Origin of the sequence: Pigmentiphaga soli (assembly GCF_039541095.1) — a bacterium.
Taxonomy (GTDB): Bacteria; Pseudomonadota; Gammaproteobacteria; order Burkholderiales; family Burkholderiaceae_B; genus Pigmentiphaga; species Pigmentiphaga soli.
In genome coordinates this window covers 219,636-232,924 of sequence record NZ_BAABFO010000006.1, presented here as the reverse complement: position 1 = coordinate 232,924, position 13,289 = coordinate 219,636, and the positions used below count along the sequence as shown (strand labels likewise).

Below are 13,289 nucleotides of genomic sequence, written 5' to 3'. Positions count from 1 at the left end.
GGTATCGGCGCGTTCGCACAGTCTCGGGTGCGAACCGCGTGAACTCGCGCGCATCGGTCGATGCATCGATCGCCACAAGAAAAAACTGGAGACGTCATGAAACCTCATTGGACAAAGTTCGGGAATCGATTCGTCCTGGCCGCCGGCCTGGCCGTGCTGAGTGGTAGCGCTACCGCGCAAACGATCAAGATCGGCTGGCTGTCCTCCCTCACCGGCGCGCTGTCGGCCGCCGCCCAGGCCGAAAACCTGGGCGTGCAGATGGCGGTGGAAGAAATCAACCAGGGCGGCGGCATCCTCGGCAAGAAGATCGAACTGCTTACCCGCGACACCGCCGGCGACCCGACCAAGGCCGTCAACTTCGCGCAGCAACTGGCCTTCAGCGAGAAGGTGCAGGCCGTGGTCGGCCCGGTCAATTCCGGCGAGGCGCTGGCCAGCACCCCGGTCCTGGCCCGTGCCGGGGTGCCCAACATCGTGATCAGCACCGTCGACGAACTGACGGACCCCAAGAAGTACCCGCGCGCCTTCCGCGTGGTCACCACCAACCAGCAGTGGATCGGCGCCGGCAACGACTACGCCCTGAAGACGCTCAGGAAGACCAGGATCGCCGTCTTCGCCGATACCTCGGGCTTCGGCGCCAACAGCGCCAAGCTTGCCACCTCGCTGATGGCCAAAGAGGGCGTCAAGCCGGTCTACTCCGTGCTGATGGACGCCAACAAGACCGACGTGACCGACGAAATGAACAAGGCCAAGGCGGCCGGCGCCGAGGTCTTGCTGACCTGGACCTCGTCCACCGGCCTGCTGGCGCGCATCCTGAACGCCCGCGGCGGCATGGCGTGGAACGTGCCGGTGATCGGCCACCCGTCGCTGATGGCCACCCAGGTGCGCCAGCTGCTGAACAAGCCCGAGTATTGGCAGAACACCTTCGCCCCCGGCTACCAGAACCTGACCTACGGCCCGGACGGCAAGCTGCCGGAGCGCACCAAGGCGCTGATGGACAAGATGCGGCCCAGGCTGGGCGGCGGCGAGATCGACCTGCCGTTCTGGTGGGTGGCGATGGGCTATGACACCGTCAAGGTCATCGAGCACGCCATCAAGTCGGCCAACTCCACCGACCCGGCCGCGATCCAGAAGGCGCTGGAAAACACCAAGGGGCTGGAAGGCGTCTACGCCACCTATACCTGGGGCCCCGCCGAGCGCAACGGCTATCCCGACGGCAGCCTGGTGGTGAACGCCGCCAACACCTTCAAGGACGGCGCCTTCCAGGCGCGCCGAGATAAGCCCCCCTACGCGCTTACGCGCGCCCCCGGGGGCGATGCGCGCGGACCGGAAGGGAGGCCCACCCCCGCGGCCCACGGCCGCCCCCTCAAGGGGCGATGCGCGCGGACCGGAGGGGAGGCCCACCCCCGTGGCCTACGGCCGCCCCCTCAAGGGGGCGATGCGCGCGGACCGGCGGAGCCGGATCCGCCGCATCCTGGATGGGGTAGCGTGGGTTGGGGCGTTGTCGAAGGGGAGTAGCGACATGGAGGAACTAGGATGATGACTGTGGTTGTCACGGGGCTGGCGGTCGGGATGGTGTATGCCGCGATCGCGCTGGTCTACAACGTGATGTTCTCGACTTCCAAGGTGTTGTCGATGACCACCGGCCACACGGCCATGCTGGGCGGCGTGTTCGGCGCCTGGTTCGTGCAGGCGCTGGGCGTGCCTTGGGGCCTGGCGCTGCTGGGGGCGGTGCTGGTTGGCACGGCGTTCGGCTGGGCCACGGAGCTGCTGGCCATCCGCCGCGTGCTCAACCGCAGCGACGAACACCTGTGGCTGCTCAGCACGCTGGCGCTGGCCACCATGGTGCAGCAGGGCGTGGGCCTGTGGTGGGGCACGGAGCCCAAGCCCTTTCCGCGCTTCATCGCGCAGGATTTCGGCGCCGGCGTGCTCGACCAGAAATTCTGGCTGCCGATCGCGGCCACCCTGGTGATGGCGGCCGGGCTGAGCCTGTTCTACCGGCGCACCATGTACGGCAAGCTGTTCGTGGCGATGTCGGAAGACGCTTTCGCCGCCCGCGCGCGCGGCGTGTCGACCGACCGCATCCGCATGCTTTCCTACATGCTGTCGGGCGCGCTGGGCGGCCTGACCGGCTTCGCCGCCGGGCAGCTGACCTTCGCCTATTTCGCGCTCGGCCTCACGCTCACGCTGTACGGCTTCATCGCGCTGGCCGTGGGCGGCCTGGGCAGCAACCTGGGCGCGCTGGTGGGCGGCGCCACGCTGGGGCTGCTGAACGCCTTCGCCAGCTACTGGTTCGGCGGCGAATACCAGCAGACGGTGGCGGTCGGCATCCTGATGATCGTCCTTCTGGTGAAGCCCGAAGGCATATTCGGTTCCAGAAACGTGAGGCCGGTGTAATGGATTCCGCGATGTCCCGTCGCAAGCCTTATCTGCTGGCCGCCGGCGCCGTGCTGGCCGTCGCGCTGCCCTGGATCGCGGGCGACCAGTACCAGTTGCACCTGGCCGCGCTGATCTGCGTGTACTGGATCCTGATCGCCGGGCTGAACCTGGTGGTCGGCTACACCGGCCAGCTTTCCATCGGCCACGTGGGGCTGCTGGCGATCGGCGCCTATACCTTCTCGATCCTGGCCGGCACGCTGGGCCTGCATCCGGCCTGGGCGCTGCTTGCAGCCGGCGCCATCGGCGGCCTGTGCGGGCTGGTGCTGGGCCTGCCGTCGCTGCGCCTGCCCGGCTTTTATTTCGCGATGACGACCATGGCGTTCGCCCTCATCGTGGGCGAAGTGGCGCTGGCGCAGGACGGGCTCACCGGCGGCGGCACCGGGCTGGCGGTGCCGGCCTTCCCGCCGCCGTTCGACGGCCCGGCCGGCTTCTATTACCTGGTGGCGGCGGTGGCGCTCGCGGTCACGCTGGTGAGCTGGAACGTCGCGCGCCGCATGTGGGGCCTGGGGCTGGTGTCGATCCGCGATACGCCCGTCACGGCGCAGGCGGTGGGCGTGCCGATCTTCCGTTCCAAGCTGCAGGTATTCGTGTTCAGCGGCGTGGCCGCCGGCGTCGCCGGGGCGCTGTTCGCCAGCCTGCAGAGCTACATCACGCCGGATACCTTCGTGTTCGAGCTGAGCCTGTTCTTCTTCGTCTGCATCATCATCGGCGGCCGGGGCAGCATCGTCGGGCCGTTCATCGGTACCGTGGTGCTGACCGTCCTGCCCGAACTGGTCGCGCCGCTGGCCAAGCTCGGCAACTTCTTCTACGGCTTGCTGCTGCTGGTCGTGGTGCTGGTCATTCCGGAGGGCATCGGACGCCTGTTCGAGGTGATCTCCGAACGCTGGAAGCCGCGCCGGGTCGTGCACGAGGCCGTGAAGCCGGATCTCCCGCGCCTGGCCCGAGCGATTGAAAGGTCCACCCCCTACGCGCTTCGCGCGACCTTTCAAGGGGGCGATGCGGGCGGACCGGCGGAGCCGGATCCGCCGCATCCTGGATGGGACAGCGCGGGCGCGGTCGCTGGAGATGGCGCGTTGCGCCGTGGAGGATTGCAATGATCGAGGTGGTCGACATCTGCAAGCGCTTCGGCGGCATCGCGGCGATCGATCATGTGTCGCTTTCGATCCTGCCCGGCGAGGTGCATGGCCTGATCGGCCCGAACGGCAGCGGCAAGACGACGATGCTGAACATGCTGTCCGGCTACTACGAGCTGACCTCGGGCGCCATCCGGCACGACGGGGTCGATATTTCGCGCCTGCCGGTGCAACATCGCGCGCGCATCGGCGTGGCCCGCACCTTCCAGAAGCCGCGGCTGATGCCGACCCTGTCGGTGCTCGACAACGTGGTGCTGGGCGCCTGGCCGCATTCGACCTCGGGGTTTCTTGCCACCGCGCTCGGCCTGCCGAAGGTGAACAAGGAAGACCGCGAGTTCCGCGCCTACGCGGCCGAGCTGATCCACGGGATCGGCCTGGGCAGCGTCATGCACCGGCGGGCCAACCTGCTGGATCATGCCGAGCAGCGCTTCCTGGAGATCGCGCGCGGCCTGGCGATGCGGCCGCGCTTCATCCTGCTCGACGAGCCCGCCGGCGGGCTCACCGGCAACGAGATCGAACACCTTTCCGACGTGATCCATACCCTGCGCGACGCGGGCATCGGCGTGCTGCTGGTGGAGCACCACACCGATCTCGTGTTCCGCATCTGCGACCGCGTCACCACCCTGAATACCGGAAAAATGATCAAGCACGGCACGCCCGACGAAGTACGCGCCGATCCCGAAGTCATCCGCGTCTACCTGGGGGCCTGAGCGATGGCCAATCAACGCCCCTGCGCGCCGCTGCTGGAAGTGCGCGACGTGCGCGTGGCCTATGGCAAGGCGGAAGTGGTCCACGGCATTTCGATGGACGTGCGCGCCGGCGAATTCGTCGTGATGCTGGGCCGCAACGGCGCCGGCAAGAGTTCGCTGCTGCACGCCATCTCGGGCCTTGTGCCGATGCGCACCGGCACCGTCCGCTTCGAAGGCCGCGACCTCGGCGGCGCCAGGCCGCGCGACATCGTGAAGGCCGGCATCATCCAGGTGCTCGAAGGCCACCGCGTGTTCCATACCCTGTCGGTGGAAGACAACCTGCTGATCGGCACCTACGCGGCCAACTCGCGCGGCGACCGCGGCAAGCTCGGCCGGATCTACGAATTGTTTCCCGAACTGGCCGAGCGGCGCCACCAGATGGCGTCGCGCCTGTCCGGCGGACAGCAGCAGATCCTGGCGGTCGGGCAGGGCCTGATCGGCGATCCGAAACTGCTGATCCTCGACGAACCCTCGGGCGGGCTGGCGCCCATGGTGGTCGACCGGATCCTCGACGTGGCCTCGGACCTGTGCCGCAGCGGCATGGCCATCCTGCTGGTGGAACAACTGGTGGAGAAGGCATTGCGGCATGCCCACTACGGCTACCTGGTCGAAACCGGCCGCGTTGCCGCCGAGGCCTTCGTCGATGAATTGCGCGAGGGCGACCTGCTGCAGCGCGTGTACCTGGGCGGCCACTAGCCGCCCCCGGGGGCGCGCGGCCCGGCCATGGCCTCCGGCGCTTCCGCTCTTCGCGAAGATTCCCATGACGACTGAAGGCGACACCCCCGAGTACCGCGGCACCCTGTACCGGCCTACCGCGGAGCTGCTGGCCTGGCATGCCGGCGCCCCGGCGGAAGAGGCGCTGGAGCCGGAGCTGCCCATCCTCGACGCCCACCACCATCTGTACGGCACGCCGGCCGATTCGAGCTACTACCGCCTCGGCGATCTGGAGCGCGACTTCGGCGGCGGCCACCGGATCGTCGGCACCGTCTACGTGGAGGCCTACCAGGCGGGGTGGTACCCGGACGGGCCGGAGCACCTCCGGCCGGTGGGCGAGGTGGCGCGCATCGTGGACCTGACGGCGGCGCCGGTGCGCGGTTCGCGCGGAGCGGCCTGCCAGGTGGCGGCGGGCATCGTGGCCTATGCCGACCTGACGCGCGGCGATGCCGTTGCCGACGTGCTGGAAGCGGAACTGGCCGCCGGCCAGGGGCGCCTGCGCGGGGTGCGCCATCCGGCCGCCTACGACGGCGGGCAGATCGCGCGCTTCGTCAAGAGCATGAACCGGCCGCGGATGCTGGCAGACGCCACCTTCCGGAAGGGCGTGGCGCAGCTGGGCCGGCTCGGGCTTTCTTTCGACGCCTGGGTCCACCATACCCAGCTGGGCGACGTGGCCGGGCTGGCCGACGCCTTCCCGGGCCTGGCCATCGTGCTGAATCACGTAGGCGGGCTGATCGGCGTGGCCGAGTACCGGGCCGATCGCGCGGGCAATGTCGCGCGGTGGCGGCAGGGCCTGCGCGAGCTGGCCGCGCGGCCGAATGTGTATGTGAAGATCGGCGGCCTGGGCATGCCCTTGTTCGGCTTCGGCTTCGAGCACCGCGAACGGCCCGCTTCCTCGGCCGAGCTGGCGCAGGCCTGGGGGCCGCTGATCGATGCCTGCATCGAGGCCTTCGGGCCGGCGCGCTGCATGTTCGAGGGCAATTTCCCCGTCGACAAGCAGACCTGCGGCTATACGGCGCTGTGGAATGCCTTCAAGCTGGCGACCCGTTCGCTGTCGGCCGGCGAGCGCGCCGACCTCTTCTTCGGCACGGCCTGCCGGGCCTATCGGCTGCCGGTGGACCGGCTGTTGGACGCGGAGTGAGATGAGCCCACCCCTACGCGCTTCGCAAGGAGAAGGCCCACCCCTACGCGCTTCGCGCGCAAGGAGAAGGTCCACCCCTACGCGCTTCGCGCGCCCCTCAAGGGGCGATGCGAGCGGACCGGCGGAGCCGGATCCGCCGCATCCTGGGTCGAGCAGGGCGGTGACGGGTCAGCGGATGACCAGGTTGTCGCGGTGCATCAGCTCGGGCTCTTCCATGCTGCCCAGGATGGCCTCGATCCGGCTCGACGGCTGGCGCATGATGCGGCGGGTGTCGCCGGCGGAATAGTTGATCAGGCCGCGCGCCAGTTCGCGACCCTCGGCATCGATGCAGGCGACGACGTCGCCGCGCTCGAAGTCGCCTTCCACCGCCGTGACGCCGATGGGCAGCAGGCTCTTGCCGTCCTGCGTCAGCGCCTTGGCCGCGCCGGCATCGAGCGTGACCCGGCCGCGCAGCTGCAGATGATCGGCCATCCACTGCTTGCGGGCCGACAGCAGCGGCAGCGCCGCGCGCAGCTCGGTGCCGATGCATTCGCCGCCCGCCAGCCGCGCCAATACCTCGGGCTCGCGGCCCGAGGCGATCACGGTGTGCGCGCCGCTGCCCGCGGCGCGGCGGGCGGCGATCACCTTGGTGATCATGCCGCCGGTGCCGATGCCGCTGCCGGCGCCGCCGGCCATGGCCTCCAGCGCCGGATCGCCGGCCGCGGCATGGGCGATGAAGCGGGCGTCGGGATGCTTGCGCGGGTCGGCCGAATACAGCCCCGCCTGGTCGGTCAGGATGATCAGCGCATCGGCTTCGACCAGGTTGGTTACCAGCGCCCCCAGCGTGTCGTTGTCGCCGAACTTGATCTCGTCGGTGACCACGGTGTCGTTCTCGTTGATGATCGGCACCACGCCCAGCCGCAGCAGCGTGAACAGGGTCGAGCGCGCGTTCAGGTAGCGGCGGCGGTCGGACAAGTCATCGTGGGTCAGCAGCACCTGGGCGGTGTGCAGGCCGTGCTGCGAAAAGCTGGTTTCGTAGGCCTGCGCCAGCCCCATCTGGCCGACCGCGGCGGCAGCCTGCAGCTCGGGGATCAGGGTGGGGCGCTTGTTCCAGCCCAGGCGCAGCATGCCTTCGGCGATCGCGCCGCTCGACACCAGCACCACTTGCTTGCCGAGTTCCCGCAGCCGGGCGATCTGGCCGGCCCAGCGCGCCAGCGCGGTGCGGTCTAGTCCGCGGCCGTCGTCGGTGACCAGCGAAGAGCCTACTTTGACGACCAGCCGCTTGGCATCGGCGATCACGGATGTCGTAGTCATCGGAAAAACGCTTCGGTTGCGATACGGGGTAGGCGATGCGGAGATGGCCGTGGACGCTCAGTCGGCGGCGTTCTCGTCGCCCGGGCCCGGGGGCTCGGCGGCCGCGGATGGACGGGCGCCGCGCCTCGGCCGGCGCGCCGGCGGCGCGGCCGGTTCGCCGCCGGCTGCCGGGGCGTCTTGCGGAGGCGGCGCGAAGCGGGCGTCTTCGTCGAACGCGTGCTCGGCCTCGCGCTGTTCGTCCAGCCAGTTCTGCAGCGCCCAGGCCAGTTCCTGCGTGCCCTGGCCGGCCAGCGCCGAGATCGCGAACACCGGCCCGGTCCAGCCCAGTTCCAGGCAGAACGCTTCCTGCAGGCCTTGCGGGTCGTCGACCATGTCGATCTTGTTCAGCACCAGCCAGCGGGGTTTTTCGTACAGCGCCGGGTCGTAGCGGCGGAGCTCCTCGACGATGGCGCGCGCCTCGCGGATCGGGTCGACCGAGGGATCGAGCGGCGCCACGTCGACCAGGTGCAGCAGCACCCGGGTGCGCGACAGGTGGCGCAGGAACTGGTGGCCCAGCCCGGCGCCCTCGGCCGCGCCTTCGATCAGGCCGGGAATGTCGGCGATCACGAAGCTGCGTTCGCTGTCGGTGCGGACCACGCCCAGGTTCGGGTGCAGCGTGGTGAAAGGGTAGTCGGCCACCTTGGGCCGCGCGTTGGAAAGCTTGCGGATCAGCGTGGACTTGCCGGCGTTGGGCATGCCCAGCAGGCCGACGTCGGCCAGCACCTTCAGTTCCAGGCGCAGCCGGCGGTGTTCGCCGGGGCGGCCGTGGGTGAACTGGCGCGGCGCGCGGTTGGTGCTGGACTTGAAGTGCAGATTGCCCAGGCCGCCGGCGCCGCCCGCGGCCAGCACCACCTTCTGCCCGTGCGCGGCGAGGTCGAACAGCAGCTCGCCGGTGTCGGCGTCGTACACCATGGTGCCGACCGGCATGCGCAGCGTGATGTCGCTGCCGCCGGCGCCGTAGCGGTCGGAGCCGCTGCCCTGCTCGCCGTTCTGCGCGCGGTGCACGCGGGCGTAGCGGTAGTCGATCAGGGTGTTGATGTTGCGGTCGGCCACCGCGTAGACGGTGCCGCCGCGGCCGCCGTCGCCGCCGTCGGGGCCGCCCATGGGGATGAATTTTTCGCGGCGAAAGCTCGCCACGCCGTTGCCGCCTTTGCCGGCAATGACTTCGATGGTGGCTTCGTCGACGAATTTCATGATGGATCAGGCCTCAGGGGCGGGTGCGGCGGGATGCCGCCCGGGCCGGGGGGCCCGGAAAAAACAAAAGTCCTGCCGCGCGAACGACAGGACTTGGGATGCGTACCGGCCGCGCCTGCCGCCGCGCCGGCGAAGCGGGCTTCGCCGGCAGGGGGATCAGGCGGGGACGATCGAGACGATCTGCTTGCGCAGCGGGCCCTTGACCGCGAACTGCACGCGGCCTTCGGCCAGCGCGAACAGCGTGTGGTCCTTGCCCACGCCGACGTTGACGCCGGGGTGGAAACGGGTGCCGCGCTGGCGCACGATGATCGAACCGGCGCTGATCAATTCACCGCCGAAGGCCTTGACGCCCAGGCGTTTCGCTTCCGAATCGCGGCCGTTCCGGGTGGAACCGCCGCCCTTTTTCTGTGCCATGTTTGCGCTCCTGCTTGAGGCTGGACGGGCTGCGGATTGACCGCCGCGCCGTCAGGCGTTGATGGCCGAGATCTGGATCTCGGTGTAGTTCTGGCGGTGGCCCTGGCGCTTCTGGTAGTGCTTGCGCCGGCGCATCTTGAAGATGCGGACCTTGTCGTGGCGGCCATGTGCAAGAACCTTCGCCGTGACGACCGCTCCCGACAGCAGCGGGGCGCCGACCTTGAGCTGGTCGCCTTCGCCTACTGCCAGAACCTGGTCCAGCGTGATGTCTTGCCCGATGTCTGCCGGTATCTGTTCTATCTTCAGTTTTTCGCCGGCGGCGACGCGATACTGCTTGCCGCCGGTTTTTATGACCGCGTACATGGGATTACCTCTGAATGGCAAATCCCCCAGTTGGGGGCTGAACCATAGACTATAACAACAACACGAGCGTGGCGTCAATTGCCACCGTTGTTGCTTCCAGGCCCCGTATAATTCCGTTTCCCTACCCCTGGCCGCCGGGCGGCCAGTTCGTCCACGGATCCCACTTGAGCCTGCCGACTCTGTTTGCCCCCCTCGCCGACGACATGCAAGCCGTCGACGGCGTGATCCGGGCGCGCCTCGATTCCGACGTGCCGCTCATCCGCACCATCGCCGACTATATCATCGGGGGCGGCGGCAAGCGCATGCGGCCCGCGCTGCTGCTGATGATCGCGCGCGCGCTGGGCTACCGGGGCAGCCACCACCACCTGCTGGCCGCGGTGATCGAGTTCATCCATACCGCCACGCTGCTGCACGACGACGTGGTCGACGAATCCAGCCTGCGGCGCGGCCGGGCCACCGCCAACGCGGTGTTCGGCAACGCCGCCAGCGTGCTGGTGGGCGATTTCCTGCACTCGCGGTCGTTCCAGATGATGGTCGAGACGGGCTCGGTGCGGGTGATGCAGATCCTGGCCGACGCCACCAACGTGATCGCCGAGGGCGAGGTGCTGCAGCTGCTGAACGTGCACGACCCGGCCGTCACGGAGGAGCGCTACCTGCAGGTGGTGCGCTACAAGACGGCGCGGCTGTTCGAGGCCTCGGCGCACCTGGCGGCGGTGCTGGCCGGCGCCACGCCGGAGCAGGAAGCCGCCGCGGCCGAATTCGGCCGGCGCGTGGGCACCGCCTTCCAGCTGATCGACGACGTGCTCGACTACAGCGGCGAGGCCGAGGCGCTGGGCAAGAACCTGGGCGACGACCTGCGCGAGGGCAAGCCCACGCTGCCGCTGATCCGCTTGCTGGAAACGGGCACCGAGGCGCAGCAGGCGCTGGTGCGCAACGCGATCGAGCACGGCGAGGGAGATTTCGCCGCGGTGGGCGCGGCGATCCGCGCCACCGACGCGCTGGCCTACACCCGCGCCCGCGCCGCGGCCGAGGCCGACGCCGCGGCGCAGGCGCTGGCGGGCTATCCAGAGTCGGAATTCCTCGATCTGCTGCGCCAGTTCGCCGCATTCGCCGTCTCGAGGGATCGGTAGCCCCCCTGCGCGCTTCGCGCGCCCCGGAGGGAGGGCCCACCCCCGCGCGGCCTGCGGCCGCACCCCCTCAAGGGGGCGATGCGGGCGGACCGGCGGAGCCGGATCCGCCGCATCCTGGATGCGGGGGGCTGTTGGGGGTGGTGGTTTTCATATTGGGGGATTACCTGCTAGAATCTTTTTCTTCGCATTAAATGCGAAGGCCGGTGCGGCGGGTTGCGCGCCGGGGCAGCGGATCAAGTCGGGGCGTAGCTCAGCCTGGTAGAGTACTGCGTTCGGGACGCAGGAGTCGGAGGTTCGAATCCTCTCGCCCCGACCACTTTTCGCTGATAGGAACACCTGGGTGGCAGCGGCATTGCCGTTGGTCGCACTCTACGCCGAGGCCGGTATTGCGCAAGCGATGCCGGCTTTTTTGCGTGCAGCGCGTGTGGCGTCCGTGCTTCGGTCGTAGATAAACTAAGCGGACTTAGTTCAAAAAACCTTGAGCGTGCCGTGGAAACCGTCAACATACACGAAGCCAAGCCCATCTATCCCGCCTCGTCGACCGGGCGGCCAAAGGCGAGTCGTTCATCATCGCCAAGGCTGGCAAGCCGATGGTGAAGGTCGTCGCGGTGGATGCTGCCGCGCGTGGCTAGGCCAGGCGTCTTGGCTTCATGGCCGGCCAGATCAAGGTGCCGGACGATTTCGATCTCATGGGCGAGGATGAAATCGCAACCCTTCGGCGGCAACACGTGAAGCTCTTGCTGGATACCCGCCTATTGCTGTGGGCGGCCGGCGATCCCGTCGATTGTCCGAGGCGGCGCGGCGCCTGATCGAAGATGCCGACAACACGCTCTTGTTCAGTGTTGCGAGCCTGCGGGAAATTGCCATCAAGCTTGGCCTGGGGCGGCAGGATTTCGAAGTCGATCCCCGCCTGCTGCGCAGGGCTTTGCTCGACAACGGCTACGTCGTGACGGCCGATGAGCGGGTGAGCGAATACCCCGGCCCCGTACGCAAGGTTTGATTCACGGGCCTACGGGCAGATGACGCGCCTTGTGCCGGCCGGCGTTGCCCTTTACCCTGGCGCCATCCTTCCCAGGCCAGCCAGGACTTCATGAACGCCAATCTCTACGCCTTGCTCGAATCGGGTTTCCCCGCCGACCGCGATACGCCGTGCATCGAAGCGCCGGGCTCGGGCTGCTACACACCTGGAACGACATGGCCCGCGGCAGCGCCCGCATCGCCAATCTGCTGCGTTCGCTGGGCCTGCCCGAAGGCGCCCGGGTCGCGGCCTATGTGGAGAAGTCGCCCGAAGCGTTGATGCTGTACCTGGCCACGCTGCGCGCCGGCTACGTCTACCTGCCGCTCAACACCGCCTACCGCGAAGCCGAGATCGATTACTTCCTGGGCGATGCCGAGCCCGCGGTGGTGGTGTGCGGCGACGCGAACCTGGCCTGGGTGGAGCAGGCAGCCCGGCGCGCCGGCACCGGCCACGTCTACACGCTGAACGACGACATCGGCGGCTCGCTGCTCGACGCCGCCGCGCCGTTCGCCGACGAGGCGCCGATCGTTCCCCGCGCGGAAGACGACCTGGCCGCCATCCTCTATACCTCGGGCACCACCGGGCGCAGCAAGGGCGCGATGCTGAGCCACGGCAACCTGGCCGCCAACGTGAAGGTGCTGCATGCGTACTGGGGCTGGCGCGGCGACGACGTGCTGCTGCACATGCTGCCCATCTTCCACGTGCACGGCCTGTTCGTGGCGGCGCAGGGCGCGCTGCTGGCCGGCGCCCGGATGATATGGCTGCCCCGCCTGGACGTGGCCGCGGCGCTGCGGCTGCTGCCGCGCTGCACGGTGATGATGGGCGTGCCCACCTACTACGTGCGCCTGCTGGCCGAGCCCGGCTTCGGCCGCGCGGCCTGCCGCAACATGCGCCTGTTCGTGTCCGGCTCGGCGCCGCTGTTGATGGAAACCTTCAACGCCTTTCGCGAGCGTACCGGCCATACCATCCTCGAACGCTACGGCATGAGCGAGACCAATATGCTGGTGTCCAATCCCTACGACCCGGCCCAGGGCGAACGCCTGGGCGGCACCGTGGGCATGCCGCTGCCCGGCGTATCGGTGCGTGTGGTGGACGACGCCGGCCGGCCCTGCGCGCCGGGCGAGATCGGCAATATCGAAGTGCGTGGCCCCAATGTGTTCCAGGGCTATTGGCGCATGCCGGAGAAGACCCGGCAGGAGTTCAGCGCCGACGGCTGGTTCAAGACCGGCGACGTGGGCCGGTGGGGCGGCCAGGCCGGCGGGCGCGAGGTGCCCGACGGCTATCTGTCCATCGTGGGCCGCAGCAAGGATCTCATCATCTCCGGGGGCTTCAACGTCTATCCGAAGGAAATCGAGGGCTTCATCGACGAGATGCCCGGGGTGGCCGAAAGCGCAGTGGTAGGGGTGCCGCATCCCGACTTGGGCGAGGCCGTGGTGGCCGTGGTCGTGCCCCGGCCGGGGGCCGGCCTCGACGAGGCCGCCATGATCGCCAGGCTCAAGGGCATGATCGCCAATTTCAAGGTGCCCAAGCGCATCCATGTCGCCGGCGAATTGCCGCGCAACACCATGGGCAAGGTGCAGAAAAACGTGCTGCGGCAGCAATACGCCTCATTCTGACGGCCGGATAAAAGAGAACGGAAGTTCTCTTTATCGACCTGTTCCTGGC

The 13,289-nt window shown here is 68.7% G+C and carries 12 protein-coding genes, 1 tRNA gene and 2 pseudogenes; 11 read left to right on the top strand and 4 right to left on the bottom strand.

From position 1 onward, the window contains the following. Nucleotides 1–96: 96 nt before the first annotated feature. The 6 genes from ABD927_RS08590 to ABD927_RS08565 all read left to right on the top strand — a co-directional run bounded on the left by ABD927_RS08590 (nt 97) and on the right by ABD927_RS08565 (nt 6,173). A complete protein-coding gene (locus ABD927_RS08590; protein ID WP_345248320.1) occupies nt 97–1,515 on the top strand; it encodes an ABC transporter substrate-binding protein in 1,419 nt (472 codons plus the stop codon). An 18-nt stretch (nt 1,516–1,533) separates the two neighbouring features. Continuing rightward, complete coding sequence (locus ABD927_RS08585; RefSeq protein WP_345248318.1) at nt 1,534–2,394, top strand: branched-chain amino acid ABC transporter permease; 861 nt, start codon at nt 1,534–1,536, stop codon at nt 2,392–2,394. 11 nt (nt 2,395–2,405) lie between these two features. Further along, nucleotides 2,406–3,533, top strand: a complete 1,128-nt coding sequence (locus ABD927_RS08580) for a branched-chain amino acid ABC transporter permease (RefSeq protein ID WP_345248316.1) — start codon at nt 2,406–2,408, stop codon at nt 3,531–3,533. After that, complete coding sequence (locus ABD927_RS08575; RefSeq protein ID WP_345248314.1) at nt 3,530–4,279, top strand: ABC transporter ATP-binding protein; 750 nt, start codon at nt 3,530–3,532, stop codon at nt 4,277–4,279. The genes ABD927_RS08580 and ABD927_RS08575 overlap by 4 nt, the downstream gene beginning before the upstream one ends. A gap of 3 nt (nt 4,280–4,282) precedes the next feature. Beyond that, a complete protein-coding gene (locus tag ABD927_RS08570; protein WP_345248312.1) occupies nt 4,283–5,014 on the top strand; it encodes an ABC transporter ATP-binding protein in 732 nt (243 codons plus the stop codon). A 64-nt stretch (nt 5,015–5,078) separates the two neighbouring features. After that, nucleotides 5,079–6,173: an amidohydrolase family protein gene (locus tag ABD927_RS08565; RefSeq protein WP_345248310.1), complete on the top strand. Its 1,095-nt coding sequence runs from the start codon at nt 5,079–5,081 to the stop codon at nt 6,171–6,173. Nucleotides 6,174–6,341: 168 nt separating this feature from the next. On the opposite strand, the gene proB is transcribed toward ABD927_RS08565, so the two are convergent. From proB to rplU, 4 genes are all read right to left on the bottom strand, one after another. Next, nucleotides 6,342–7,466, bottom strand: coding sequence for a glutamate 5-kinase (gene proB / locus ABD927_RS08560; protein WP_345248308.1), 1,125 nt, complete (start codon nt 7,464–7,466; stop codon nt 6,342–6,344). A gap of 57 nt (nt 7,467–7,523) precedes the next feature. After that, on the bottom strand, nt 7,524–8,699 hold the full coding sequence (gene obgE, locus ABD927_RS08555; RefSeq protein ID WP_345248306.1) for a GTPase ObgE: 1,176 nt from the start codon (nt 8,697–8,699) through the stop codon (nt 7,524–7,526). A 156-nt stretch (nt 8,700–8,855) separates the two neighbouring features. Beyond that, the gene (gene rpmA / locus ABD927_RS08550; RefSeq protein WP_345248304.1) at nt 8,856–9,113 is read right to left on the bottom strand and encodes a 50S ribosomal protein L27; all 258 of its coding nucleotides are present in this window, start codon (nt 9,111–9,113) and stop codon (nt 8,856–8,858) included. A 51-nt stretch (nt 9,114–9,164) separates the two neighbouring features. Continuing rightward, nucleotides 9,165–9,476, bottom strand: a complete 312-nt coding sequence (rplU, locus tag ABD927_RS08545) for a 50S ribosomal protein L21 (protein WP_345248302.1) — start codon at nt 9,474–9,476, stop codon at nt 9,165–9,167. Between the two features lie 164 nt (nt 9,477–9,640). On the opposite strand from rplU, the gene ispB reads away from it, so the two are divergent. The 5 genes and pseudogenes from ispB (at nt 9,641) to ABD927_RS08520 (ending at nt 13,240) form a co-directional block, all read left to right on the top strand. Further along, a complete protein-coding gene (gene ispB, locus ABD927_RS08540) occupies nt 9,641–10,606 on the top strand; it encodes an octaprenyl diphosphate synthase (protein ID WP_345248300.1) in 966 nt (321 codons plus the stop codon). A gap of 239 nt (nt 10,607–10,845) precedes the next feature. Continuing rightward, nucleotides 10,846–10,922, top strand: a tRNA-Pro gene (locus tag ABD927_RS08535). A 244-nt stretch (nt 10,923–11,166) separates the two neighbouring features. Further along, nucleotides 11,167–11,238, top strand: a pseudogene (locus tag ABD927_RS24540) (hypothetical protein); the annotation flags it as partial. 152 nt (nt 11,239–11,390) lie between these two features. Beyond that, nucleotides 11,391–11,606, top strand: a complete 216-nt coding sequence (locus ABD927_RS08525) for a type II toxin-antitoxin system VapC family toxin (RefSeq protein ID WP_345248298.1) — start codon at nt 11,391–11,393, stop codon at nt 11,604–11,606. A gap of 90 nt (nt 11,607–11,696) precedes the next feature. Next, nucleotides 11,697–13,240 (top strand): annotated as a pseudogene (locus ABD927_RS08520) (malonate--CoA ligase). Nucleotides 13,241–13,289 lie beyond the last annotated feature (49 nt).

Excerpts from the sequence above, each read along its gene's own strand:
- ABD927_RS08590 (WP_345248320.1), top strand. The coding sequence starts at position 97 with ATGAAACCTCATTGGACAAAGTTCGGGAATCGATTCGTCCTGGCCGCC.
- ABD927_RS08585 (WP_345248318.1), top strand. The coding sequence starts at position 1,534 with ATGATGACTGTGGTTGTCACGGGGCTGGCGGTCGGGATGGTGTATGCC.
- ABD927_RS08570 (WP_345248312.1), top strand. The coding sequence starts at position 4,283 with ATGGCCAATCAACGCCCCTGCGCGCCGCTGCTGGAAGTGCGCGACGTG.
- obgE (WP_345248306.1), bottom strand. The coding sequence starts at position 8,699 with ATGAAATTCGTCGACGAAGCCACCATCGAAGTCATTGCCGGCAAAGGC.
- ABD927_RS08575 (WP_345248314.1), top strand. The coding sequence starts at position 3,530 with ATGATCGAGGTGGTCGACATCTGCAAGCGCTTCGGCGGCATCGCGGCG.
- ABD927_RS08565 (WP_345248310.1), top strand. The coding sequence starts at position 5,079 with ATGACGACTGAAGGCGACACCCCCGAGTACCGCGGCACCCTGTACCGG.
- rpmA (WP_345248304.1), bottom strand. The coding sequence starts at position 9,113 with ATGGCACAGAAAAAGGGCGGCGGTTCCACCCGGAACGGCCGCGATTCG.
- ABD927_RS08580 (WP_345248316.1), top strand. The coding sequence starts at position 2,406 with ATGTCCCGTCGCAAGCCTTATCTGCTGGCCGCCGGCGCCGTGCTGGCC.
- proB (WP_345248308.1), bottom strand. The coding sequence starts at position 7,466 with ATGACTACGACATCCGTGATCGCCGATGCCAAGCGGCTGGTCGTCAAA.
- rplU (WP_345248302.1), bottom strand. The coding sequence starts at position 9,476 with ATGTACGCGGTCATAAAAACCGGCGGCAAGCAGTATCGCGTCGCCGCC.